This is a genomic window from Rhodococcus sp. IEGM 1307, from assembly GCF_030056915.1.
In the GTDB taxonomy this organism is placed as follows: domain Bacteria; phylum Actinomycetota; class Actinomycetes; order Mycobacteriales; family Mycobacteriaceae; genus Rhodococcus_F; species Rhodococcus_F opacus_D.
Window position 1 is genome coordinate 468,995 of the sequence record NZ_JASHKW010000002.1, and the last position, 24,872, is coordinate 493,866.

The 24,872-nt window shown below is 68.5% G+C and carries 22 protein-coding genes; 9 read left to right on the forward strand and 13 right to left on the reverse strand.

Annotation, left to right across the window (positions count from 1 at the left end; translation table 11 throughout):
* Positions 1 to 10 precede the first annotated feature (10 nt).
* From QM841_RS05950 to QM841_RS05965, 4 genes are all read right to left on the reverse strand, one after another.
* Positions 11 to 442 (reverse strand): hypothetical protein, encoded by a 432-nt coding sequence (locus QM841_RS05950; RefSeq protein WP_009474337.1) that lies wholly within the window; start codon positions 440 to 442, stop codon positions 11 to 13.
* A 44-nt stretch (positions 443 to 486) separates the two neighbouring features.
* Positions 487 to 903 (reverse strand): acyl-CoA thioesterase, encoded by a 417-nt coding sequence (locus QM841_RS05955; protein ID WP_283331266.1) that lies wholly within the window; start codon positions 901 to 903, stop codon positions 487 to 489.
* Between the two features lie 279 nt (positions 904 to 1,182).
* Entirely contained in the window at positions 1,183 to 2,502 is a 1,320-nt protein-coding gene (locus QM841_RS05960) for a DUF2786 domain-containing protein (protein WP_283331267.1), read from the reverse strand.
* Positions 2,503 to 2,583: 81 nt separating this feature from the next.
* The gene (locus QM841_RS05965; protein ID WP_283331268.1) at positions 2,584 to 5,796 is read right to left on the reverse strand and encodes a DEAD/DEAH box helicase; all 3,213 of its coding nucleotides are present in this window, start codon (positions 5,794 to 5,796) and stop codon (positions 2,584 to 2,586) included.
* Positions 5,797 to 5,931: 135 nt separating this feature from the next.
* Here QM841_RS05965 and mddA point away from each other — a divergent pair, with 135 nt between their 5' ends.
* Entirely contained in the window at positions 5,932 to 6,714 is a 783-nt protein-coding gene (gene mddA / locus QM841_RS05970; RefSeq protein ID WP_283331269.1) for a methanethiol S-methyltransferase, read from the forward strand.
* A gap of 3 nt (positions 6,715 to 6,717) precedes the next feature.
* On the opposite strand, the gene QM841_RS05975 is transcribed toward mddA, so the two are convergent.
* Positions 6,718 to 7,446 (reverse strand): SDR family NAD(P)-dependent oxidoreductase, encoded by a 729-nt coding sequence (locus QM841_RS05975; protein ID WP_283331270.1) that lies wholly within the window; start codon positions 7,444 to 7,446, stop codon positions 6,718 to 6,720.
* 95 nt (positions 7,447 to 7,541) lie between these two features.
* On the opposite strand from QM841_RS05975, the gene QM841_RS05980 reads away from it, so the two are divergent.
* Positions 7,542 to 8,024 carry a VOC family protein gene (locus tag QM841_RS05980; protein ID WP_283331271.1) on the forward strand — a complete coding sequence of 161 codons (483 nt, stop codon included), beginning with the start codon at positions 7,542 to 7,544 and terminating at the stop codon, positions 8,022 to 8,024.
* Between the two features lie 6 nt (positions 8,025 to 8,030).
* On the opposite strand, the gene QM841_RS05985 is transcribed toward QM841_RS05980, so the two are convergent.
* Positions 8,031 to 8,507 carry a hypothetical protein gene (locus QM841_RS05985; RefSeq protein WP_283331272.1) on the reverse strand — a complete coding sequence of 159 codons (477 nt, stop codon included), beginning with the start codon at positions 8,505 to 8,507 and terminating at the stop codon, positions 8,031 to 8,033.
* 87 nt (positions 8,508 to 8,594) lie between these two features.
* Entirely contained in the window at positions 8,595 to 10,106 is a 1,512-nt protein-coding gene (locus tag QM841_RS05990) for an ATP-dependent DNA ligase (protein ID WP_283331273.1), read from the reverse strand.
* Positions 10,107 to 10,198: 92 nt separating this feature from the next.
* Here QM841_RS05990 and QM841_RS05995 point away from each other — a divergent pair, with 92 nt between their 5' ends.
* Positions 10,199 to 11,497 (forward strand): NtaA/DmoA family FMN-dependent monooxygenase, encoded by a 1,299-nt coding sequence (locus tag QM841_RS05995; protein ID WP_283331274.1) that lies wholly within the window; start codon positions 10,199 to 10,201, stop codon positions 11,495 to 11,497.
* On the opposite strand, the gene QM841_RS06000 is transcribed toward QM841_RS05995, so the two are convergent.
* Positions 11,471 to 12,280 carry a DUF427 domain-containing protein gene (locus QM841_RS06000; RefSeq protein ID WP_283331275.1) on the reverse strand — a complete coding sequence of 270 codons (810 nt, stop codon included), beginning with the start codon at positions 12,278 to 12,280 and terminating at the stop codon, positions 11,471 to 11,473. The two genes, QM841_RS05995 and QM841_RS06000, sit on opposite strands and share 27 nt — an antisense overlap.
* A gap of 44 nt (positions 12,281 to 12,324) precedes the next feature.
* Positions 12,325 to 13,065, reverse strand: a complete 741-nt coding sequence (locus tag QM841_RS06005) for a DUF998 domain-containing protein (RefSeq protein WP_283331276.1) — start codon at positions 13,063 to 13,065, stop codon at positions 12,325 to 12,327.
* Between the two features lie 57 nt (positions 13,066 to 13,122).
* Between QM841_RS06005 and QM841_RS06010 the strand changes: the two genes are divergently transcribed.
* From QM841_RS06010 to QM841_RS06030, 5 genes are all read left to right on the forward strand, one after another.
* Positions 13,123 to 16,032: an FAD-binding and (Fe-S)-binding domain-containing protein gene (locus QM841_RS06010; RefSeq protein WP_283331277.1), complete on the forward strand. Its 2,910-nt coding sequence runs from the start codon at positions 13,123 to 13,125 to the stop codon at positions 16,030 to 16,032.
* 1 nt (position 16,033) lies between these two features.
* Positions 16,034 to 16,462, forward strand: coding sequence for a pyridoxamine 5'-phosphate oxidase family protein (locus tag QM841_RS06015; RefSeq protein ID WP_283331278.1), 429 nt, complete (start codon positions 16,034 to 16,036; stop codon positions 16,460 to 16,462).
* Positions 16,463 to 16,603: 141 nt separating this feature from the next.
* Positions 16,604 to 18,199 carry an FAD-dependent oxidoreductase gene (locus QM841_RS06020; protein ID WP_283331279.1) on the forward strand — a complete coding sequence of 532 codons (1,596 nt, stop codon included), beginning with the start codon at positions 16,604 to 16,606 and terminating at the stop codon, positions 18,197 to 18,199.
* Positions 18,196 to 18,534: a 4Fe-4S dicluster domain-containing protein gene (locus QM841_RS06025; protein ID WP_283331280.1), complete on the forward strand. Its 339-nt coding sequence runs from the start codon at positions 18,196 to 18,198 to the stop codon at positions 18,532 to 18,534. The genes QM841_RS06020 and QM841_RS06025 overlap by 4 nt, the downstream gene beginning before the upstream one ends.
* A gap of 97 nt (positions 18,535 to 18,631) precedes the next feature.
* Entirely contained in the window at positions 18,632 to 19,993 is a 1,362-nt protein-coding gene (locus tag QM841_RS06030) for a bifunctional lysylphosphatidylglycerol flippase/synthetase MprF (protein ID WP_283331281.1), read from the forward strand.
* A gap of 9 nt (positions 19,994 to 20,002) precedes the next feature.
* On the opposite strand, the gene QM841_RS06035 is transcribed toward QM841_RS06030, so the two are convergent.
* From QM841_RS06035 to QM841_RS06045, 3 genes are all read right to left on the reverse strand, one after another.
* Positions 20,003 to 20,155, reverse strand: coding sequence for a hypothetical protein (locus QM841_RS06035; protein ID WP_009474321.1), 153 nt, complete (start codon positions 20,153 to 20,155; stop codon positions 20,003 to 20,005).
* Between the two features lie 128 nt (positions 20,156 to 20,283).
* Complete coding sequence (locus QM841_RS06040; protein WP_283331282.1) at positions 20,284 to 20,688, reverse strand: YybH family protein; 405 nt, start codon at positions 20,686 to 20,688, stop codon at positions 20,284 to 20,286.
* Positions 20,681 to 22,132, reverse strand: coding sequence for a purine-cytosine permease family protein (locus QM841_RS06045; RefSeq protein ID WP_280781977.1), 1,452 nt, complete (start codon positions 22,130 to 22,132; stop codon positions 20,681 to 20,683). The genes QM841_RS06040 and QM841_RS06045 overlap by 8 nt, the downstream gene beginning before the upstream one ends.
* Before the next feature lie 122 nt (positions 22,133 to 22,254).
* On the opposite strand from QM841_RS06045, the gene QM841_RS06050 reads away from it, so the two are divergent.
* Positions 22,255 to 23,766, forward strand: a complete 1,512-nt coding sequence (locus QM841_RS06050; RefSeq protein ID WP_283331283.1) for a PucR family transcriptional regulator — start codon at positions 22,255 to 22,257, stop codon at positions 23,764 to 23,766.
* Positions 23,767 to 23,769: 3 nt separating this feature from the next.
* On the opposite strand, the gene QM841_RS06055 is transcribed toward QM841_RS06050, so the two are convergent.
* Positions 23,770 to 24,825, reverse strand: a complete 1,056-nt coding sequence (locus QM841_RS06055) for a 2,3-butanediol dehydrogenase (RefSeq protein ID WP_283331284.1) — start codon at positions 24,823 to 24,825, stop codon at positions 23,770 to 23,772.
* Positions 24,826 to 24,872 lie beyond the last annotated feature (47 nt).

Here is a 24,872-nt window from a genome sequence, read left to right on the forward strand (position 1 = left end):
GCTGCTGCCGTCAGTCCAGGACCGTGAAGAACGAATCGCCGTCCTCCGCGGACCCGTCGATCTGCCCCCGGTCGGTGCGCGAGTCCTGCACGATGACGCCCTCGACCACGTCGGCGTGCTTGTTTCCGAACACCGGAATGTCGATGTCCTCCTCGTCGATGACACGGTCGACGTCCTCGCTCAGCTGGTCGTCGGGGAGATCCGCCAACGACACCTCGCTCTGCTCCTCGAGCATCACGTCGGGCTCTTCCTCCGACAACTTCTCGTCGAGGGACTCACCCTCCCGCTCCTCGCGCGCCGTGGTGCCGAACTTGTCGGCCTCACTCCACCCGTCGGGCGGATCGACGACGTCGTCGCCGTCGTTGTTGCGCACGTCGTCGGAGTCCAGGCTCTCGCTGGGGCTCAGCGTGTCACCGGGCCCGTCTTCGATACTCATACGCATCACATGCCCAGATCAGGCTTCGTTGAAACTTCGATCGATCGAGGTCAGGCGACGACCGGAGCGCTCCGCAACGCCTCGAGCGCCGCGATCTGCGCCGGCGACCACGGCGCCGAGTTCACCCGGCTCGAATCGAGGTGCACGAGTACGACGGTCAGCTCCGCGGCCTGCACGCCGTCCTGGTGGAGGGTGATCAGGAAGGTCAGCGAGGTGGTGCCGATCCGGTCCAGGGCGACGACGACGTCCGCGTCGCCGGTGAACAGTTCGCGTCCGAAGTTGCTGACGACGTTCACCACGGCGGTCTGCGTGACCGGGTCGAGCAGGTCGCCGCACGCCTCGACGAGCGCCCGATTCCACGCCGCGCCCGCCGCCTCGTGCGCGCAGTAGAACGGCACATGGCGGCTCACGGACGCCGGCGCATCAGGTGTGGCGTTGTTCCGCAGGGCAATCGTGTAACGAGGCATGGATCGGACATTACTTGCTGTCCGGACGCGGAGAGCAGTCGGCAGCCGCAACTACTGGCGCGGATTGAAGGTGACGATGAGTCTCATCCGGGCGTACGGCCAGCGTATGCATTCCTGGTCCGTGTGCCGAGTAACTCGGGCGGGGTCGCGATCACCATGTGAAAACCGAACTGCGCGAACACATCCAGGGCAGAAATGTTCAGGCTGTGGGGTCCTGGCGAAGGCGAAGAAGCCGATGAACGTCGGCGGTGATGGACATCGGTCCCATCGTGCCCTGACTCATTCGGCGATTCGCTCCCGCCCACCGCTGAGGTCTGCCAACTCTGCGGCCACGCGCCCCGCCTGCCATCCGTGTGCGTTGGTCACCGAATGCGACGTCGTGACGACGGACGGGAACTGTTTCTCGAACACCGAACCCACCGCCTCGGTGCGTTCGGTCATGATCGGCACCAACTCCTTGCCGTACTGACTGGATGCGTCGCGGCCGGCTTGTTCCCGGGCGATCGCCAGCCGTTCCCCGATCCGGGAGGCGAACGCGAGCAGAAATGAGCGGCGGAAGCTGGGTGAGCGCTTCACCCGGTCACCGCCCGCCACACTCAACGCGTGAGAAGCCTGAACGAGCAGCGAAGTGAACAGCATTTCGCACAGGTCCAGGTCGATCGGCATCCCGACCATGCTGACGAGGCCGAATCGTTGATGCCAGAGGACACGGACGCTGTTGGAGTCCGCGACACAGTTCAGCAACTGCACTTTCGCTTCGTGGTACGGGTTGTCGACGAGCAGTCGGCGCGTGACTACTTGATCGCTCAGTGAGGTGTGCGCCTCGGCGTCGACCACGGCGCTGTCGATCGCATACCGGGTCATGAGATCCTGCGCCTTCGCCGAGAGGGTCGCTGCCTCCTCGGCGAACGTGGTTGCTTCGGCCTTGGCCAGCAGGCCGCGGATTCGGGACAGCACCTTGGGTTCGGGACCGTGCTTGGCGGGCCGTGACGCCGCCGCCCCGGCGACCCAGTTCGGTGGGGTGGCCATCAGGGGCGTCATGGGGATCAGATAGCTGCAGAAGCCGAGAAGCGACAGGATCGCCGTCCAGGTGTCCGTCGGATCGGCGTTCTCCGCGGCACGCCAGGCCGATAACCGGCCGCGGGCAGGTGCGTCGTCCGGGCCGATGTTCAGCTCGTCGAGCTGCTCGCGCCACAGTGCGGGTGCGCTCTTGTGCGCCGAGGTGCGGCCTGCATGCGAACCGATCGCAGCAACCGTTAGCAGGGCGGTGCGCGCACCGAATTCCCGGCGCACCGCGTGCACCAGCTCCAGCGGCTGCCACCCCGAGTCGAACGCGTGGTCCATCGACGCGTGGATCATCTGCGAGGCTCGATCGAGGAGAGCCGCCGCAGATCCGGAACCGTCGAGTGCTGCCAACTGGCCGACCGTCCGGCGCAGCGACTCCGCATTCGCCGACGGCCCGAAAGCGAACTCGATTCCCGCGAACACCAACGATTCGGCGTCGAAGTCGGGACGGAACTCACGATGCTGGCGGGTGCCGCTACGCTGCTGTTTCTTGCGTTTGCGTGCGGCACGGTTCTGCTGGCTGTTGCGGCTCACGGCGCCCTCCTCGCTCGGTATGACCAGTCATGTTCCTACCAGGACTCTCCGACATCGGCGAAGGCCCCCGCGCCTCGGGGACTACTCGAACAACCCGCGGAGGTCGTCGGCGTCCAGGCTGGAGCTGAGCAGGGAGTCGGCGTCCATCACGCTCGCGAACAGCGCCGACTTCTTCGCCTTCAGCGTCATCACCTTGTCTTCGATCGTGTCCTTCGCGATCAGCCGATACACCATCACGTTCCGCGTCTGCCCGATGCGATGCGCCCGGTCGACGGCCTGAGCCTCCGTTGCCGGGTTCCACCACGGGTCGAGGATGAAGCAGTAGTCGGCCTCCGTGAGGTTCAGCCCGAAGCCGCCGGCCTTGAGGCTGATCAGGAACACCGGGGCGGCGCCCTCCTTGAACTCGCGGAGCACGTCGCCGCGACGCCGGGTGCTGCCGTCGAGATAGCTGTGCGCGATCCCGGCGTCCGCGAGCCGGTCGCGGATCTTGCCGAGGAACCCGGTGAACTGGCTGAACACCAGCGCCCGGTGACCGCCCGCGACGACGTCCGCGAGCTGCTCGAGCAGGGCGTCCACCTTCGCGGACGGGACGTCGTGATACTCGGCGTCCACCAGACCCGCGTCGAGGCTCAGCTGCCGCAGCAGGGTGAGCGACTGCAGGATCGTGAAGCGGTTCTTGTCGACGTCGGCGAGCAGTCCGAGGATCTTCTGCCGCTCACGCTGCAGGTGGGTGTCGTAGACCTTGCGGTGCCGTGGGTGCAGTTCGACGTCGAGCACCTGCTCCTGCTTCGCCGGAAGATCCTTCACCACTTGCTCTTTGGTGCGGCGCAGCATCAGCGGCTTCACCCGGCGGCGCAGCTGCGCCAGAAGTTCCGTGTCGCCCTGCTTCTCGATCGGCTTGCGGTAGTAGTCGGTGAACCGGGCCGGATTCGGGAACAGTCCCGGGGCGGTGATCGACAGCAGCGACCACAGCTCCATCAGGTTGTTCTCCATCGGCGTGCCGGTGATCGCCAGCTTGAACGGAGTCTCGAGCCGTCGGACGCACTGGTAGATCTTGGACTGATGGTTCTTGGTGAACTGGGCCTCGTCGAGGATCATCCCCGACCACGCGGACTCGGCATACGCCTCGAACTCCAAGCGGAACAGGGTGTACGACGTGACGACGATGTCGGCGCCCTCGACCAGCTCGTCGAAGGGAACGCGCCGCCGGGATCGGGTGTCGGAGATCGCGACGACGGTCGCGTCCGGGGCGAAGCGCGCCGATTCGGACTCCCAGTTCGACACAACACTGGTCGGCGCGATGATGAGGAACGGCGGCGCGGTCGGATTCGACTGCCGCGCATGGCAGATCAACGCCAGCGCCTGCAGCGTCTTGCCGAGCCCCATGTCGTCGGCGAGGATGCCGCCCAGCCCGTGCTCCCACAGGAAGGCCAGCCAGCGGAAACCCTCCAGCTGATACGGACGCAGCTGGGCGTCCAGCGTGCTCGGGGCTTCCGCGGGCCCGATGGTGGTGGGCGCGAGCAGGCCGTCCACCTGCTGCCGCCACTGCGTCGCCTGACGTTCGACGGTGCCGAGCGCGGCGAACTCGTCCCACAGGCTCGCCTGGAAACGGCTCAGCCGCAACGTCCCGTCCGCGCGGTCGCGGAGGGCCCGCGCCTCGTCGATCAGCTTCCGCAGCGTGTGGAGTTCGGGTTTGTCGAGGGAGAAGTAGGCGCCGTCGGGCAGCAGCAACTCGGTCTTCCCCGCGGCCAGCGCCGAGAAGACCTGGTCGAACGGCACGTCCCGGCCCTCCACTGTGAGGGTGACGCCGAGGTCGAACCAGTCGGTGCCGCCCTCGGATGCGGTGACGGACACCCCGATGGCCAGGGAATCGCCGGCCTCCCGGTAGTCGGCGGGTTCGCCCGAAACGTCGATCGACACGTCGGACTTGCCGTGGAGCAGGGGCAGGACCTCGGTGGTGAACCGCATCGTGTCGAGTCCGCGCAGCGCCGTCGCTTCCGGACCGCCCGACCCCAACCCGTATCTGTCCCAGGCGATGTCGAGCTCGTCGAGAAGTGCGCGCTCGCGGGCGTCGTCCCGGTACTCGTCGCCGGGGGTCCGGGCCGACAGCGGCGCACGGTGCTCGTCGTCCCCGACGGTGTACAACCATTCCCAGTCGACGGCGACCTCGTGGTCGGGGAGATACTCCGCCCGCATCACCAGGGTGGGCTCGGAGATCTCGGGTGGGACGAACGAGCCGTCCGAGGAGATCACCGTGGCAAGGTTGCGCAACTTCGGCAGGAAGTCCGTCAGGAAACGGGCTTCTTCGGCGGCGGGAACCTCGATGGGCGTGCGGCGGCGCACCAGATCCTGCAAGGGGCCGGGCACGACGGAGTCGAGGCGCGCGAGGTGTATGCGGTCGTCTGCGTCGACGTAGAACAGGCCGTGGGCCCGGACTCCGATGAAGCCGACGGTCACTGCGTCGACGGGTTCGGCGTCGACGCGGACCACCGGGCGCACGACGAGAGCGCCGGTGGAATCGTCGCGGGTGGCGTCGAGGCAGACCTCCGCCGAGCGGTAGGGGGTGAGCGCGCCCACCCGCTTGGAGGAGTGGATGAGCTCCACACCGACCCGGGCCGCCTCGTCGAGCAGCGACCACAGCTGGCGGCTGGGGAAGACGCCGAGATCGAGATCGGTGTGGTTCTGGCGGCGGTACGTCAGACCCCCGACGGACAGCAGATGAATCTCGTGCAGCACCCGGATCTGCTCGGCGGGATGCTGGAACTGGCTGCCCAGCTTGTTCCACGCCAGCCCGCCGACGATCCAGCCCTTGCTGCCCGGTTGGACGGGCCGCACCAGCAACTGAGGCGCCGCGTCGGCGGCCGACGCCTGGACCCGGAACTGGATGGCGAGCGGCGAACGGCGGCCGGAGTCGCCGAAGGGATCGGCGGTGAGCAGGGAGCCGAGCGAGCGTTCCCAGGTGGGCGCGACCGCCGCCTGGGCCTGGGACCTCGCCTGTTTCATCGCGGTGATCAGCAGGGCGGCGACGTGCTTGCAGTTCATGCCGACCGGACACGTGCAGATCCCGTACCGGTACACGGTGCGGCCGCTGCTGGAGACGATGAAGGCCGACGCGGAGTACGGCTCCCTCGCCGTTCCTGCCACCTCACCCCACAGCTCCTTGGCCGCCGGATCCCACGACATCTGGATCACCGCGTGGTCGCGGGCGTACTGCTCGCCGCGGGTGTAGGTGGTGGTGCCGAGGACCGCCTTGATCGACGCCACGTCGATGTCGCGCAAGTCCCCGGGAAGCATGGCCACAGAGTAGTCAACCGATCCGACACGGTCGCCGGGGTGCGGCGACTCCCACCCCAGGGTTCCTTGTTCCGCACCTCGCCTGATCGGAGACTTCGGAGCGTCGGGGGAAACCCATGGATCGGAGAGAACATCATGGCCGAGATGGTCGAAGCACACCAGAAATATCGCACAGGTGGTGTCGCCCGAACACTGATCACCGTGTACGGAATGGTCGTCTACGCGACGTTCCTGATCGTGTTCCTGTACGCGATCGGATGGGTCGAGGGACTCGTGGTGCCCCACACGATCAACGACGGTCCCGCCGCCCCCGTGGCCGTCGCCGTGGTCATCGACGTGGCGCTGCTGACGGTTTTCGCCATGCAGCATTCGGTGATGGCCAGGCCCTGGTTCAAGAAACGCTGGACCAGGATCGTCCCGCAACCGATGGAGCGCTCGACATACGTCCTGTTCGCCACGGCCGCGCTGGCGCTGCTGATGTGGCAATGGCGTCCGCTACCCGACCAGATCTGGGACGTGGAGACCGACTGGGTCCGCGTCGTGATCTACGTCGTGTCGCTCGGCGGGTGGGCCCTCGTGCTGGCGGCGACGTTCGCCATCGACCACTTCGACCTGTTCGGGCTCCGCCAGGTGCTGCGGAATCAGAGCGGAAAGTCGGCTCTGCCCAGTCACTTTCGGACACCTGTAATGTACCGGGTGATCCGGCACCCGCTGTATGCCGGCTTCATCATCGCGTTCTGGGTGGCGCCGACGATGACCTGGGGCCGGTTGTTGTTCGCCGTCGGGACCACCGGCTTCATCCTGGTGGCGGTGCGTTTCGAGGAGCACGACCTGGTCGACACGTTCGGCGACGACTACCGCACCTACCGCTCGCGGGTGCCGATGCTCGTCCCGAGGGTCGGCTCGCGAGGGCGCTAGGCGTCACAGACCCCCGGCGACGTCGATGGTCGTGGCGGTGACGTAGGACGCCTGATGCGACAGCGCCCACAGCACCGCTTCGGCGATCTCCTCGGGCTCCGCGACCCGGCCGAGTGGCACCTTCCCGGCCACTCGCCCGGGTCGTTCCGGATCGCCGGCAGCGGCGTGGATGTCGGTGTCCGTCGTACCGGGAGCGACGCCGACGACGCGGATGTTCGCGCTCGCCAGTTCCCGCCCGAGTCCCACCGTGAAACTGTCGACGGCCGCCTTGGAGGCCGCGTACCCGACGTATTCGCCCGGTGCGCCGGTGCGGGCCGCGATCGAACTGAGATTGACGATGACGCCGGGGCGCCCTGTTCGGATCCAGTGCTCGGCGGCCGCGCGGGCGTAGGCCATCGCCCCGAAGACGTTGACGTCGAACACCTCCCGCACCACCTCGTCCGGGGTGGTGAGGAACGTGCCGAGCGCGCCGGTGGTCCCCGCGTTGTTGACCAAGGCGACCAGCTGACCGCGTTGGTCGGCCGCATCGACGACGGCGACGGCCTCATCCGCGTTGCGGACGTCTGCCCGCACGGCGGTGGCGCGGACACCGCAGTGGTGGACGAGTTGCTCGGCGGCCTCGTCGTCGTTCTGGAACGTGAACGTCACCTGATAACCGCGATGGACGGCGAGGCGCACCACCGCTGCGCCGATGCCGCGGGATCCGCCGGTGACGAGGATGTGTTCGGACACGATACGAGCGTATCCGGGCGATCAAATGCGGACCAAAGCTGACCGCTATCGGTTCTACGGTGAGTGAAACCGATTCGCCGACGCAGGAGGACCGCATGACCGTCGATCCGATTCCCGAGGGCTACACCACCGTCACACCGTGGATCATCTCCCGCGACACCGCCGCGCTCATCGACTACGTGAAGGCGGCGTTCGACGGCGAGGAACTCGGACGGATGGTGGGCGAGGACGGCACCATCGGGCACGCCGAGGTGAGGATCGGGAACGCCATCGTGATGATGTTCGACGCGCGACCCGACTGGCCGCCGACGCCCGGGTTCCTCCGCCTGTACGTCGACGACGCGGAGGCGGTGCTCGCGCAGGCCGTCGCCGCCGGCGGCACGCTGGTGACGAAGGCGACGCACCTGTTCTGGGGCGACGTCGTGGGACGCGTCCGCGACCCGTTCGGCAACCTCTGGTGGGTCCAGACCCACATCGAGGACGTCGACGAGGCGGAGATGACGAGGCGCATGAGCGACCCGACGTTCACCGCCGCGATGGACTACGTGCAGAGCGCGGACTTCTTTCCCGGGCGATAACCTGGATCAGCGATTCGGCCTGCCGAACGTGATGCTCGGCGCCGTCACGGTGACGGACGCGATCCGGACCGCCACACCGGACGGCTTCGGCGGCTCGGCGTCGATGATCGTGGGGTGATAGTCGACCTGCTCGGGTGACGGACGGGCCGGCGAGAACACGCTCCGGACGACACCGATCGGGGTGCGGGCGATCGCGTCCGCCGACTGCTGGATCTGTTCGAGCGTCCGGAACACCGTGTCGAAATTGTCGGACTGCTGGGTGGTGCTCACCGCCTCGACCACCGGCCGCATCGTCCGCAGCAGGAATACGACCTCCTCGAGCAGTTCCTCGGTGAGCCGGAGGATGTGAAACGACGTCTTCGCGACCTCGATCGGCACGGTCACGGCGCACACGGCGACCCGGACCGGTCCCTCGGCGGCCGAGGCCGCCCTCCGAACGGTGCGCTCGACGGGGGACGGAACGAAACGGAAAACGAAGTTCACCAGTCGACCCCCTCACAGCACGGCGTCCTTATCTGTGCCGGGGAGGTTACCGCGCACACGCTTGCCGCGCAGGACGAGCGAGCGCCGTCAGCCCGGCAGCAGGGCCCGCACGGCGTCGATGGTGTCGGCGTCGGCGGCGGTCTTGTCGGGGCGGTAGCGCAGGACCCGCGCGAACCGCAGCGCGAGCCCGCCGGGGTAACGCGTACTGACCTGGACGCCGTCGAGTTCGATCTCCACGACGAGGTCGGGGTGCAGATACACGGTGTGATCGTCGCGGCTGCGTTCGTGACGCGGGAATTCGTCCGTCTGCCACTGCAGTAACGCGTCGGTGAGACCCTTGAACGTCTTGCCCACCATGATCGGTTCGCCGCCGTCCGGGTCACGCGCACCCAGGTGCAGGTTGGACAGGTAGCCGGTGCGCCGCCCGTAACCCCACTCGGCGCCGAGCACCACCAAATCGAGCGTGTGCTCCGGTTTCACCTTCTGCCAGGCGCGGCCACGTCGTCCCGCCGCATACGGAGCGGCGAGCGACTTGACCATCACCCCTTCGTGACCGGCGGCAAGGGCGTCGTCGAAATGGGTGGCGGCGCCGTCCCTGTCGGGGCGGATCAGCCCGGGGATGCGGTGTTGCGGGGCAACGCGTTCCAGGGCCGCCAGCCGCTCCTCCAACGGCGAGTCGAGAAGGTCGACGCCGTCGAGGTGCAGGCAGTCGAAGAAGTAGGGGTGCAGCAGCAGGTCGCGGGCGGACTCGGCTCCGAAGCGGCTCATCGTCTCCTGGAACGGTCGGGGCCGGCCACTGTCGGTGAGTGCCAGCGTCTCCCCGTCGAACACCGCCGACGTGCAGGGCAGGCCGGCGACGAGGTCGACGAGTTCCGGCACGCTGCCGGTGATCTCACGCAGCGTGCGGGTGAAGATGCGCACCTCGTCGCCGTTGCGGTGCACCTGGATCCGCGCCCCGTCGAGTTTGTATTCGACGCTGACGTCGCCGCCGAGTTCGGTCCACGCGTCGGTGAGTGATTCGGCGGGGGAGGCGAGCATGGGCCGGACCGGTCGACCCACCTCCAGCCGGAACGCGGTGAGGGCGTCGACCCCGCCGTCGAACGCCGCGACCGCCGTCGCCGGCAGCCTTCCCGACAGCATGAACGCGCGGCGCACCGGTTCGACGGGAAGATCGGCGGCCGCCGCGATCGCGTCGGTCATCACCCCCTCGAGCGCGCCCTGGCGAAGGTCCCCGGTGAGCAGTCGCAGCAGGAAGTCCCGCTCGTCGGCGGTGGTGCGGGCGAAGAGGTCCGCGAGCAGTTCGCGTCGGCGGGCGGCGGATCCGGAACCGGAGATCCCGGCGACGGCGGTGACAGTCCCGTCGAGTTCCGACACCGTCACGGACGGGACGTCGGACGGGGTGGCGGGAATGTCGGCGATCGTCCGCCAGCCGATCCCGATCCGTCCCTGCCGAAGCTCCCCGGACAGCCACGCCACCACCGGTTCCACCTCGGCCGGCTCCAGCTGGGTGAGGACCTCGCGCAGCGCCCCGACCTTCACCTTGCGCGACCGCGTGGCCCCCACGTTCCGGGACGTCGCGACGATCTGCGAGAACAGCACACCCCGACGGTAACCGGAACGTCCCGTGGGCGGTCAGAATCCGCCTGATCGAAACGCTGGGCCGACCCGGCCGTGGTTCCTAGGCTTCGACGATGAGCACCCCACGTCGCCGGCCGCTGAAAACGGTCACGGGAGTCAGCGGCGCCGTGAGCACCTATGCCGCCGCCATCGATCCGCAGCAGTCGACCGTCGCGTCGTCGATCGAGATCGCGAAGATCGCCGAGGCGAACAAGTTCGACGCGCTGTTCGCCGCCGACCTCCTCAGTTTCGGGGCGCAGGGCGCGATCGGCGCGCAGGAACCGCTGATCTTCCTGTCGGCACTCAGCGCTGTGACCTCGCACGTCGGGCTGATCGCGACGGTGACCACCACATTCCACCACCCCTACAACCTCGCGCGGCTGTTCGGCACTCTCGACCACGTCAGCAACGGCCGCGCCGCCTGGAACGCCGTCACGTCCTCGCTGGGTGAGGAGAACTACAGCGACCGGGACCTGCCGAGCCCCGAGGAGCGTTACGCCCGCGCCACGGAATCCCTCGAGGTCATCAACGCGCTGTTCGACAGCTGGCAACCCGGGGCGCTCACGTCCGACGGTGCCGGGGGGACCACACTCGACGCCGATCGGGTGCGGCCGATCGACCACGCCGGCAGGTACTTCACGGTGAAGGGACCGTTGAACATCCCGCCGCTGCCGCAGCGCCGTCCCGTGCAATTCCAGGCCGGCCAATCCGCGGCCGGCGTCGAACTCGGGGCCCGCTTCGCGGAGGTCGTGTTCACGTCGCTGCCCACCCTCGAGGACGCCGTCACCTACACCAAGAGCATCCGGGCGCGGGCCACCGAACTGGGCCGCGCCGACGGGCTGCCGCTGATCATGAGCTCCTTCCACGCCACCTACGGCGCGTCCGAGGAGGAAGTGCGACGACTGGTCCGGGAGCAGGAGGAGGCAACGGACCTCGACGCCGGCCGGATACGGCTGGAAGACATGCTCGGTGGCGACCTCGACCTGTCCGGACTGCTGCTCGACAAACCGATCCCGGCCGACGTCCTGCCCGACGTCCGGTCGGTGAACCGCCGCCGCGGCCGGGTCGAAATCTTCAGCCGGCTCGCCGCGTCCGGGCGGACCCTGCGCGAGCTGATCATCGCGTCCAAGGACACCGGCCACTGGGCGGTCGCGGGAACACCCGAACAACTCGCCGACGCCGTCCAGGAACGCTACGACGCCGGTGTCCTCGACGTCATCTCCCTCGGCGGGCTCGCCGAGGAACGGACCCGGGACTTCGTCGTCAACGGACTGCTGCCCGAACTACGGAGTCGCGGAATCGTCGGCAACGACTACGTGGGCGACACGTTCCGGGACAATCTGGAACTACCCCCGCTGCCCCCTCGGGACTGACGTCAGTTCCACCTCGGTGCCGTCCACGACGATCCGCACGCGGTCGGGGTAGAACGACACGTGATCGTCGATGCCCGACGCCTCCGCGGTGGTGAACGGGTAGAACCAGGCGGCATCCTCGACGGGGTCGGAGCCGTCCGACCCGGTGAACGATAGATACGACGCCGTCCCCTTGTACGGGCAGGACGTCCTGGTGTCGGAGGCGGTGAAGAACTCGGACCGCACGTCGATGCGGGGAACGTAGTAGCGCACCGGCAGTGACGTCTCGAACAGCAGTCGCGGGCGGACGGAGTCGGCGACGAGCGTGTCGCCGATGAACACCTCGACGTGCCGGGACGACGGCAGCACGTCGACCCGGACATACGGGTCGCGGGCATGGACGAACACCTGCTGATCCTCCTCGTACCAGGCGTCCATCCTGTGCCAGTAGAACGCGACGTACGGGCTGAGGTCGAGGGAGTCGTCCAGTTTCACGTCGTAACCCCACACGGATTGTTCCGCGCGACGATCGCCGACGACGAGATCCCAGTACCGGGCCTTGCCCTTCCACGGGCACGTCGTGGTCGCGTCGACGGGCTCGAGGAGGTCGAAGTTCACGTCGTCGCGGGGAATGTAATAGACGGGCAGGTGCCCCTTCTCGAACAGGTACACCGAACGGGTGGTGTCGGCGACCACCTGACCGCCGAAGAACACCCGGATGCGCTTGTGATTGGGTTCGATCGAGATGCGGCCGTTCTCCGCGAACTGCTGGGTGGCGGCGGCATGCGTGAGAGCTGTGGACATCACTCCATGGTGCGCCTTCGGCGCCCCGTGCGCCTTTTTGGTAGTCAGGGCGACCGGAACGGCGCACGGGTGCGGAGCGCCGCGACACCGGCTGTCACGACCCACACCGTGAACGGGTAGAGGGCCAGGCGTTCGGTGATGCCGAACGGTTCGCCGGGGAGGAGGATCGCCGCCATCCCGAGTACACCGACGAGGCAGCACACACCGGTCCAGAGCGCGAAGATGCGCCAACGCTCGTAGAGCGCGATTGCGATGACGATCATGGCGGCGTTGCGCGCGACGAACGTCGGGGTCGCGACCAGCTGGTGCAGGTGGGCGTCCACGTTGATCGGAACGACGCCCGTCAGAGCCGCGCTGACAGCCGCCAGGCAGAGCAACGTCAACGCGGCCCGGCGCAGGCGTCCCGGTGGCAGGAACTCGCGAAGGCCCACCGCTCCCGCGACGATGAGCACCCCGGTCATCACGAAGGCGCTGTTGATCACCGTGTGCAGAGGCGAACAGAGTCGCGCGGCCGCGACCTGGGCAGCGGAGCCGTCGCAGCCCGTGACACCCAGGTTGCTGACCGAGTTGGTCCGCACCTCGTACGGCCGCGGCCAGGCGCGTGCGGTCACGACCTCCGCGAGGAAATACAGGGCGATGAGCACCCAGGCCGTGGCTCCGGCCCGCACAGCCAACAGTCGCTGGGCGGGTGACGGCGTTCGCACGACGCTCACCCCTCCGAACCGTACCCGGCTCACCGAGTGGATTGTTGACAATCTTCGGGAGCGGCTCGACCATGTAGCCATGGCCCCGCTGACGAGAATTCCGGTAGCTGACTCCGAAGAGACGGGACAGATCGACGCGTGGCTGAGCTGACACGTCCCGCGGCCGACCTGCATGCCGAGCTCGCCGAGTTGGGCATCGACCTCGACATCGGATCGCGGCGGCGCGCCGAATACTCCTTCGACGCCTCCAATTACCGGGTGCCGCCGCTGGCGGTGGCGTTTCCGCGCAGCGCCGGCGACGTGGTGGCGATCGTCCGGGCCTGCACCGACCGCGGCATCCCCATCACCAGCCGCGGCGGCGGCACGTCACTCGCAGGCAACGCGATCGGCCGGGGAGTGGTGCTCGACTTCTCCCGGCACATGAATCAGGTGCGGGCCGTCGACGCGTCCGCCCGAACGGCCGTCGTCGAATCCGGGATCGTCCTCACGGACCTGCAGAAAGACGTGCAACTGGCGACGGACGGCGCGTTCACCTTCGCGCCCGACCCGTCCAGCAAGTCCCGCGCGACCGTCGGCGGCGCGATCGGCAACGACGCCTGCGGCAACCACTCCGTGCGGTACGGCCGCACGTCCGATCACGTCGTCGCACTCGACCTCGTGACGGCGAACGGGCACCGGCTGACCGCCACCCACGACGGGCTGCGGGCCACCGACCCGGACGACTCATCCGCAGTGAGCGAGGCCGAACGGATCGCCGCCGGACTCGACGAGCTGACACAGGAGCATCTCGGCGACTTCCGGCTCGAGCTGGGCCGCATCCCGCGACAGGTGTCCGGATTTCACCTCGCGAACCTGTTGCCCGAGAACGGCTTCGACGTGGCCCGCGCCCTGGTGGGAAGCGAGGGGACGTGCGCGGTGATCGTGGCCGCGACCGTCGCGCTGGTGCCGGTGCCGCCCGCAGCCATGCTGCTGTGCCTCGGATACCGCGACCTGGTGGACGCCGCCCGCGACAACGCGCTGATCCTCGCGTACTCGCCCGCCGCGATCGAAGGCATCGACTCGGCGATCGTCGACACCATGCGGCACCTGCGCGGCGCCGACTCCGTGGTCGGGCTGCCCGACGGCGAGGCCTGGCTGTACGTCGACCTCGACGGCGAGGACCTCGCCGAGGTGAAACTGCGCGGGGCCGAACTGGTCTCGAAGCTGCGGGCGGCCGGACGGCTCGTCGACTCGCGGGTGGTCGGGGACCCGGCGGAACGCGCGTCGCTGTGGCGGGTACGCGAGGACGGCGCCGGACTGTCGGCCCGCCTCGTCGAGGGCGGCGAATCATGGACGGGCTGGGAGGATTCCGCCGTCGCACCCGACCAGCTGGCCGACTACCTCGTCGACATCAAGGCCCTGCTCGCCGAATTCGGTCTCACCGGTGTGATGTACGGGCACTTCGGCGCCGGCTGCATGCACATCCGCATCAACTTCGACCAGCGCACCGAAGAGGGCCGGGACGTGATGTCGCGGTTCATCCACCGCGCCGCGGAACTGTGCGTGCGGTTCGGGGGATCGATGTCGGGGGAGCACGGCGACGGTCGCGCACGGTCGGCGCTGCTGCCGATCATGTACACGCCCACCATGATGGCGGCGTTCGCGACGTTCAAGCGGCTCTGGGATCCGGCGGCCGTGCTGAACCCCGGCAGCATCGTCGACCCCGAACCGCTGCTGGGCAGCCTGGCCCTCGACGGCGTGAACCCGCGGGCGTGGCAGACGACTTTCGACCTCACCCCCACCAGCGACGTCCCCGTCGCACCGTTCGTCCACGCCGTCCAGGGGTGCATCGGGGTGGGCCGTTGCCGCGCCTCGACCGGCGGGGTGATGTGCCCCAGCTTCCGCGCGACCGGCGACGAGAAGGACTCCACCCGCGGCCGGGCCCGCGCCCTGCAGGAAATGGTCCGCAATTCGCCGACCGTCGCCGATGGATGGCGCTCCGAGGACGTCAAGGAATCCCTCGACCTCTGCCTGTCCTGCAAGGCCTGTTCCACCGACTGCCCGGTGGGCGTCGACATGGCCACGTACAAGTCCGAATTCCTCGACCACCACTACCGCGGCCGGGTGCGTCCGCTGTCGCACTACTCCCTCGGCTGGCTGCCGGTGTGGCTGAAGATCGCCGAACGGTCCGCCCCTGTGGTGAATCGGCTCACCGCAGGCAGGCTGGCGAAGGTCGCGGCCAAGCTGGGTGGTCTCACCCCGCACCGGTCGATGCCGGAGTTCGCGTCCCGCAAGCAGATCCGCCGCGAGGTCGGGGAGACGTCGCGGAACGGCACCGCGGACGTCGTGGTGCTCGCCGACACGTTCACCCGCGGGTTTCGCCCCGAGGTGGTCGGCGCCGCGTCGCGGGTGCTCGCCGAGGCGGGCCTCAGCTCGCAGTGCCGCAGCGACGTGTGCTGCGGGCTCACCTGGATCTCCACCGGACAGCTGAAGCAGGCGAAGAAGACCCTCGCCAAGGCGGCGGAACTCCTCGACGACGGCACCGACCGCCCCATCGTCGTCCTCGAACCGAGCTGCGCCGCCGCGTTCCGCAAGGACCTGCCCGAACTCGTCCACACCGACGCCGCACGACGCGTCGCCGCCCGCGTGCAGAGCTTCGCGGGCGCCGTCCTCGAGCGGACCCAGGCAGGCTGGACCTCGAGCGTGGCGCTGCCCGACGACGTCACCGTGCAGACCCACTGCCACGAATACGCCGTGTTCGGCGCGGCCGGCCAGCGGAAGGCCCTGCAGGCGGTCGGGGTCGAACGCGTCCGCGAGGCCACCGGATGCTGCGGCGTGGCAGGAAACTTCGGGTTCGAGGCCGACCACTACGACCTCAGCATGCGGGTGGCGGAACAGGCACTCGCCCCCGCACTGCGCGACAGTCCCGAAGAAGCAACAGTGCTGACCGACGGGTTCAGCTGCCACATGCAGGTACGGCAACTCGACCCGACCCGATCGTCGCAACACCTCGCCCAGCTGCTCGACCCCGCACCACCGTCGAAACCCGAACACCAGAGCGGAGACTGACATGTCGCAGTTGTCGATGACCAGTGAACAGCGCGAGAAGTTCCTCGCCGACGTACACGTGGGGGTGATCGCCGTCGACCGCGACGGGCGGGCACCGCTCGCCGTGCCCATCTGGTACGGCTACGAACCCGGCGGCGAGGTGTACGTCTGGACCGGTCGCGGGTCGCTGAAAGAGCGGCTGATCCGCGCCGCCGGCCGCTTCAGCCTCGTCGCCCAGGACGAGAAGCCGCCCTACCGGTACGTCAGCGTCGAAGGTCCGGCGGAGTTCGACGAATCACCCACCGCCGACGTCGTCCGCGAACTCGCCACCCGCTACCTCACCGCCGAGGAGGTCGACAGTTTCGTCGAGGAGGCGTACGACGACAGCGCAATCGTCATCCGCATGCGGCCGGAGCACTGGCTGAGCGTCGACTACGGCAAAGGCGCGTAGCGCCCGTGCGCCTTTTTGGTAGCTGGGACAACCAGAAAGGCGCACGGGCGTTCAGCTCACGCTGATTCTGACGATGGCGGCGCGGGCCGATGTGCGGAAGCGTTGAAGGGCAGTTGTTCCGCCTCGACAGGAGCGCCCTTCATGACCGAACTTCTCGACCTGAGCACCGACGTCCTCGTCATCGGCGGCGGCCCCGCCGGAACGTGGGCCGCGCTGCGCGCACGGCAATCCGGGGCGGACGTCGTCCTCGTCGACAAGGGGTACTGCGGAACCAGCGGCGCCACCGCGCCTTCGGGCACCGGCGTCTGGTACGTCGACCCCGACCCGTCCGCGCGGGCGAAGGCCAAGGCCAGCCGCGAAACGCTCGGCGGCCATCTCGCCGACCACCACTGGATGGACCGCGTCCTCGACCAGACGTACGCGAACATGAATCTCCTCGCCGAGGAAGGCCGGTACCCGTTCCCCGTCGACCCCGACACAGGCAGGCAGATCCGCACCGGACTCCAAGGGCCCGAATACATGCGGCGGATGCGGGCGTGGGTCAAGAAGGCGGGCGTCCGGATTCTCGACCACTCGCCGGCCCTCGAACTGCTCGTCGACACCGACGGCCAGGTGCGCGGCGCGGCAGGTTACCAGCGCCACGACGACCGCGACTACCGGATCACCGCGGGCGCCGTCGTGATCGCGAGCGGCGGCTGCGCGTTCCTGTCCCGCGCCCTGGGCACGAACGTCGACACCGGCGACGGCGCGCTGATGGCCGCCGAGGTGGGCGCCACGTTCTCCGGCATGGAATTCTCCAACGCGTACGCGATCGTCCCCGCCAACTCCACCATCACCAAGACCGCCTACTACGGCTACGCCACGTTCTTCCACGCCGACGGACGCATCCTCGAGGGCGCCGGCTCCACAAAGGGGCGTTCGGTGATCGCGAAAACGCTGCTGTCCGAGCCGGTGTTCGCCCAACTCGACCGCGCCGACGACGACGTGCAACGCCAGATGCGGCTCGGCCAGCCCAACTTCTTCCTGCAATTCGACCGTCGCGGCATCAACCCGTTCACCGACCGCTTCGAGGTCAGCATGCTCGCCGAGGGGACGGTGCGCGGAACCGGCGGCATCGACGTGGTCGACGACACCTGCGCCACATCCGTCCCCGGCCTGTTCGCGGCGGGCGACGCCGCCACCCGCGAACGCATCTGTGGCGGTTTCACCGGCGGCGGCAGCCACAACTCGGCGTGGGCGATGTCGTCCGGCAGCTGGGCGGGCACGGGGGCCGCGCGGTTCGCGCGAACCGAACGTCGGGTCCGGGCGGGCGAACTGCGTCCCGCCGGACGGGCCGGGCTGCGGCCCACGGGGCGGTCGGGGCTGGAGGCGTCCGCGGTCGTCGCGGCCGCGCAGGCGGAACTCATCCCGTACGAGAAGAACTACCTGCGGGACGGTGTGCGGGTGCAGGGTGCGCTCGACGAGCTGGAGTCGTTGTGGACGGCGTTGTCGCTGGGCCTCGGCGGCGACTCCGGCGACGAACGTGTCCGGGCCCGTCAGGCCGCGGCGATCACCGCGGTGGGGCGGTGGATGTACCACTCGACGCTCGCGCGGACGGAAACCCGCGGAATGAGCAAGCGCGCCGACTACCCGGACCTCGACCCCGCGCAGCACCACCACGTGCTCACCGGTGGGCTGGACGACGTGTGGACCTCGACCGGTGCGGCACACAGCGGCCTGTTGCGGGTGGCCTCGTGATCGAGGTGCTGCTGGCCGAGGCGTGCATCGGCTGCGACAAGTGCGTCGACGCGTGCCCCACCAACGTGTTCGACCGCACCGACACCGGGATCCCCGTGATCGCGCGGCAATCGGACTGCCAGACGTGCTTTATGTGCGAGGCGTACTGCCCGGTCGACGCGCTGTACGTGGACCCGCAGTCCACGCCGCTCGTCGACGGGCAGAACATCCCCGAGGACCACATCGGCCGCTACCGCGAGAAACTCGGCTGGGGGAAGGGGCGCACCGCAGGCTCACTCACGGCGGTCGGGCCGTCCCTGCCGCACGGGGCACCGCCGCCGAGGCTTCGCCCGTGAGTGCGTAGCGAGTGCAGGGACTCGTCAACCACTCACGGGCGGCGGAGCCGCTAGATTGGAGGCACCGGAACAGTCGTCACCTGGGGCAGGGGTGCGGATGCAGAATTCGAAGTCGACACCGATGACCGTGCCCGGGCTGCGGGTGTACCGGCCCGAATCGCCCGCGGCGCGGATGGCGCTCGTCGGCGCAACCGTCGTGGTCGGCCTCGTGCTGATGTGGATGGCCGGGCGGTCGGGGCCCGTTCGCACGTGGATGGTGGCGGCCGGAATCGCCGTCCTGCTGGTGGCCCGGGGACTGCATCTGCGGCGGCCCGTCACCATGACACATTCGGTGGCGGCGGTGCTGTTCGTTACGGCCGCGGATGTGGCGTACACGAGCGCACATTCGACTCCGGGATTTCTCCTCCTCGTGGCCACCGGACCCGTCCTGATGCTGCCGGTGCGCAGTGTTCCGCAGCCCGAGGACCGTGCCCGCGTCTTCTCGCTGATCCAGCAGACCACGGACGATCCGCTGTCGCCGTTCGCCCTCAATTCGGCGAAGTCGTACTACTTCAGCGCGTCGGGCACCGTGGCGATCGCCTACCGGGCGCGATCCGGAATAGCGGTCGTCTCCGGCGATCCCATCGGCAACGCGCTCGAATTCGGCGCCCTCCTCGACGAGTTCTCCGAGTTCGCGGCCGAACGCGGTTGGCGCGTCGCCGTGCTCGGAGCGGGGGAGCGCGTCGCCCGGCTGTGGGAGATCGGCGGCGACACCCGAAAGCCGTTGTCGGCGGTCCCGATCGGCCGTGACGTGGTGATCGACGTCGGACACTTCACCCTGCACGGCAGGAAGTTCCGCAACCTCCGGCAGGCCGTGCAGCGCACCCACAACGCCGGGCTCACCACCGAGATCGTCCCGGAAGCCGCGCTCGACGAACCGACGCGCCGGGAGTTGACGGACATCGTCGAGAACGCCCGCGCCGGACATCAGCGCCGCGGGTTCTCGATGATCCTCGACCACCTGCTGGACGGCGCACTCCCCGGTGTTCTGCTCGTCATCGCCCGCGACTGCACTGGGCGCGCCGTCGCCTTCCAGCGTTACGGCACCGCCGATTCCGCCCGCGAACTGAGCCTCGACGTTCCGTGGCGAGCCGACGGCGCGCCGAACGGCACCGACGAACGCATGACCGTCGACGTCATCCGGTACGCCGGGCACACCGGTGCGCGATACGTCTCGCTGTCGTTCGCGGCGTTCCCCGAACTCCTCGACCCCGACGCACCCGGCGCGGGGGCCCGGCTCTTCCGCCGTGTCCTGCACCTCGGCGACGTGCTGATCTCGCTCGAGTCGCTGTACCGCTACCTCGGCAAGTTCCATTCCACGGGGAACCGGCGCTACGTCCTCCTGCGTTTCCGTTACCTGCTGCCCGTGGCGTTCGCGTGCCTGACGTTCGAGTTCGTGCCGCACCGGGAACGGGCCTGAGGAGCGAGGTCAGAAGTCGAAATTCTTCTCGTTCGTCGCGGTGAGCGCGTCGACGACGGCCGCGAGATCGGTCTTGGAGACGTCCGGGGTCGCCTCCTTCGGTGTCGGTCGCGTCGCCTTGTCCGGTGGGGTCTGATTCTTGCCGGGCCGTTCGTCCGTCATCTGTGCACCTTCGCGATAGGCCGAGCCGGGCAGGTTTACTGACCAGTACACCGTCGGGCGACTGCGTCCGCAACTCGACAGGGTCCTGATGTGACGCGGTCCACGTCGAGCCAGCTATCTGTCAGCTATCAGGCTGTGATCGACTGGGGCGACAAGTGCTCGTGGACGGCGATCCAGCCTGAATCTTCACGCTGCCGGAACAGGATCGTCTCCCGTTCGTCGAGCTCGACCGTTCCTGTCGAATGCCGCACGGTGGTGCCGACCCGGTGCGTCAGCACCGCGACATCCGGGGCCGGAAACGTGACGTTCTGCTCGCGGGAACGGCACGCCAGGATACGGAACCCGTCCGACTCCCACTCGGACCAGAGGTCGCGGTAGGCCTCGCGACTGGGCAGCGGCACCGGGTGGGTGTAGAAGACGAACGTCGCGTCCGGGCTGAACGCCTCGAAGTAGGCGGTCGTGTCGTGCTCGCCGAATGCCTGGATCAGCGCGTCGATCGCGTGCTGGACGTCAGCCGTTTTCGTGTCAGCCATGAGCCGGGGTCTCCTCGACCGCCAGCGCGGCTTCGCTGTCTTCGATGAACCGTTCCTCGGTGTCGAGGTCCAGCGACCGGGACAGGACCCAGTACACGATCCCCGACACGGCGAGTCCGACCGCGAACGCGACGTCGACGTCACCGAGGGCCGCGGCGATCGGCCCGACGTAGAACGGCAGCACCATGAACGGAACGGAGGCGACGATGCCGGCGAAGAAGGCCGTCATGCCCCGCCACGACCACATTCCGTACAGCCCGTCCGGCGTGAACAGGTCGGTGATGGCGTAATGCCCGCGGCGCACGAAGAAGAAGTCGGTGAGATTGACGGCGGTCCACGGCACGAGGAGGTACAGCATGATCAGCAGCGTCGTGTTCAGGACGGTCGTCGAATCGGTGAACAGCAGGCTCAGCACCAGCCAGACCGCGGCCAGCGCGAGGACGGTCACCACCCGGATCCGGCGGGACGGGGTGACCTTCCGGAAGGAGTCGATGCCCGTGATCACGGTGAGCATGCCGCTGTACGCGTTCAGGCCCATGGTCGCCACCAGCACGAGCGTCGCGACGAGGGCGAGCACACTGCCGAGGAACGGCACCACCGAGTTGCCGGCGTCGTGGATGCCGGCGAGCGCGTCAGTGGCTCCGAGCCGGGTGGCCATCCACGCACCCACCGGGATCAGCCAGACCGGCGACGCGGAGGCGCCGAGGAACACAGCCGACACGATGGCCGACGTCCGCGTGTTGCGCGGCAGGTACCGCGAGTAGTCCGACACGTACGGCGCGTAGGTGATGTTGTAGGAGGCCGCGACACTGAACTGGGCGATGAACGCCAGCAGGGTGAACCCGCCCGTCGCCGCGCCCGCGTCGCCGCCGGCGTGCCCGAACACGACGCCCCACGTGAGGATGGCCCACAGCGGCAGCGACAGCCAGAACAGCACACGGAACGACAGGTGCAGCAGATCGTGACCGTAGATCGCGAGCAGCGTGGCGACCGCGGTGATGACGACGGCGATGACGGCCGCGTTCCACCCGAAGATGCTATGCAGGCCCGCCTTGATGATGACGACGTCCACGACGTTGAACCCGACGTACGTGAACAACGTCCCGATGAGTGCGAGGACGACACCGCGATAGCCGAACTGCGCGCGGGACTGCACCATCTGCGGGAGTCCGAGCACCGGTCCCTGCGACGCGTGGAACGCCATGAACAACGTTCCGAAGAAGATGCCGAGAATGCCCGCGACGACCGTCCAGCCCAGCGACAGGCCGAGGGCGGGGCCGACGAAGCCGATGGCCACCGTGAAGGGCTGGAAGTTTCCGACGAACCAGAAGGGGCCCTGGTCGCGGACCTTCCCGTGACGTTCGTCCTCGGGGACGTAGTCGATCGAGCGGGTCTCGATGGTGCCACCGAGGGTCGCGGCGGTGTCGCCGGAGTGATCTGACACTGAAACTCCTTGGAGGTGCTGTGGCTCTGATCACCACTCTGCGCACTGCGCCGCCCCGGCACCAGAGGCGAGATGTACAGTTCGTCTATTACGGTTGGGCAATTCGTACAAGGGGTCGCCGGGTGATCACCGTCCAGGACGTCCTGTCGGCTCCCACGCTGCGGCTCACGTCGATGAGCGGGATGGCGGGAGTCGACAACCCCATCACCGCAGCGCACGTGTCCGAACTGACGCGTCCGCGGGACTGGCTCCAGGGCGGCGAGTTGCTGATGACCGTCGGCCTGATGCTTCCCACCACCGAATCCGGGTGCCGCGACTACGTGCGGGACTGCGTCGCGGGCGGGGTCGCCGCACTGTGCCTCGGTCTGGGGCACGGGCTGCCCTACCAGGCGCCACCGGCGCCGCTCGTTGCGGCGGCGCGCGAATTCGGCGTCCCGCTGCTCATCGCCCCCGACTCGGTGCCGTTCATCGCCATCACCAAATGGATCTTCTCCCGGATCGCCGAGGAGGAGAAACGTGCGCTCGAGGACGCCATCGAACTCAGCTACCAGCTCACCGCGGTCGCGGCCGGACCGTCGCCCCTGAGCGGACTGCTCGACAAGTGGCGGTCCGTCAGCGGCTCCCTCTGCGCAGTGCTGGACGCGTCCGGCGGGGTGGTCCAACTCTCCGACGGCGTCGACGCGGCGTTCCTGCAGGACGCCCAAGACCAGGTGGGTCGCTACACCACCCGGGCGAAGGGCTGGACGGCGTTCGGCGGTGCCGGTCGGCGGGAACTCGAACTGCACCCCGTTCGCATCGACAACCCGCTCGCGTTCGTCGTGCTCGAGCGGTCGGCGGACAGCGCGCTGCGGCACGCGTCCAATGTTCTCGTCTCGCTGTTGTCGCTCGAACTCGAACGGCGTCACGTGGCCGGCGAACCGGAGCGGCAGCGGCGGGCGGCGGCGCTGGCGCAGTTGCTCAGACCCGGACTCCGGCGGGAGCGCGCACATCAGATCGCGGCCGGCATCGGGCTGTCCCGGGACCCCCTGCAGATCGCCGTCGTGCGCTCCACTCCCGAGGCTGTGGCCGACCTGACCGTCCGGATCGGTTCGGTCCTTCCGGATTCCGTCCTGAGACAGCGCAATTCGGACATCGAGATCGCGCACCCCGAGGTCGCCGGGCTGGCGGACCTGCTGTCGGGCGTGGCAGAGGGATGCGCCATCGGGATCGGCGCGCTGGTTCCGGTGGACGCGCTGGCCGTGTCGGCGATGCAGGCGCGATCCCTCGTCGCCGTCAGCGCCCGACTGGGCCGCGCCGTCGACGCCAAGGAAGGGGAGACCGTGCAGTTGCTGCTGCGACTCGGCTCGGCCGACGTGCTCAGCGGCTTCTCGACCGCCGTCCTCGCACCCCTCGATCAGCTCGAGCCGCGCGAACGCGTCGAACTCCAGCGAACGCTCGAGGAATGGCTGCGAGCCAACGGGGCCTGGGACCCCGCGGCGGCCGCCCTCTCCGTGCACCGCAACACCGTCCGGAACCGGATCGACAAGATCGCGGCGCTGACCGGGCGGAACCTCGACCAGGCCGACGACCGCATGGAGCTGTGGCTGGCGCTCAAGGCCAGGGCGGTGACGCCGTCGACGGACGAACCCGACTGACGGTCACGCCCGGACCAGGATCTTCACCGCCGTGTCGTTGTGCTCGATCAACGTCGTGAGGCCCTCGGAGACCAGGTTGTCGAGTTCGATCCGGCCGGTGATGAACGGGGCCAGGTCGATCACGCCGCTGCGCACCAGCTCGATCACCGCCTCGTGATCTCGGACGTAGGCGATGGTGCCGCGCAGGTCGATCTCCTTGAGGACGAGCTTCTGCATGTCGACCGTCGCGGGCTTTCCCCAGATCGACACGTTCACCACCACGGCTGCGGGCCGGACGGCGTCGAGGATGGTGTCGAGGACGGCGTTGACCCCGGCGCACTCGAACCCGAGGTCGGCGCCGACACCGTCGGTCAGCTCGAGCACCCGGGTCTTCACGTCCTCCGACGACGGGTCGATCACGTGATGCGCGACCCCACTGGACAGCGCCTTCTGCTTCCGGGCGTCGCTGAGTTCCGTGACGATCGTGGTGACACCCAGACCCTTCAGGACCGCGGCCACCAGGAGTCCGATCGGCCCCGCGCCGCCGACCAGCGCGACGTCGCCGGCCTTGGCCCCGCTGCGGACGACCGCATGGTGCGCGACGCTGAGCGGTTCGATCAGGGCCGCCTCGTCGAGCGGGATGTCGCCGATCTTGTGCACCCACCGGCGGTCGACCACCACCTTCTCGCTGAGTCCGCCCCCGCCACCGGCCAATCCGATGAAACCCATCTTCGTACACAGGTGGTAATTGCCTGCCTTGCAGGACGCGCACTCGTTGCACACGAAGTACGGCTCCACCACCACGTTGTCACCCACGGCGACATCGGTGACGCCCTCACCGACCTCCTCGACCGTCCCGGAGAACTCGTGGCCCATCGTCACCGGAGCATTCTCGTGCGACAGCGGATGGGGATGCCCCGGCGGGGAGATGAAGATCGGGCCCTCCAGGTACTCGTGGAGGTCGGTGCCGCAGATTCCGCACCACGCGACCCGGAGTTTCACCGCGCCCGGCCGCAATTCCGGCTCCGGGATGTCGTCGATCCGGATGTCGCGTCGGCCGTGGAAGCGTGCTGCCCTCATGAATCCGCCCTCACTACGTTGTGAACGTGCTGATTCGGGGAACGGTA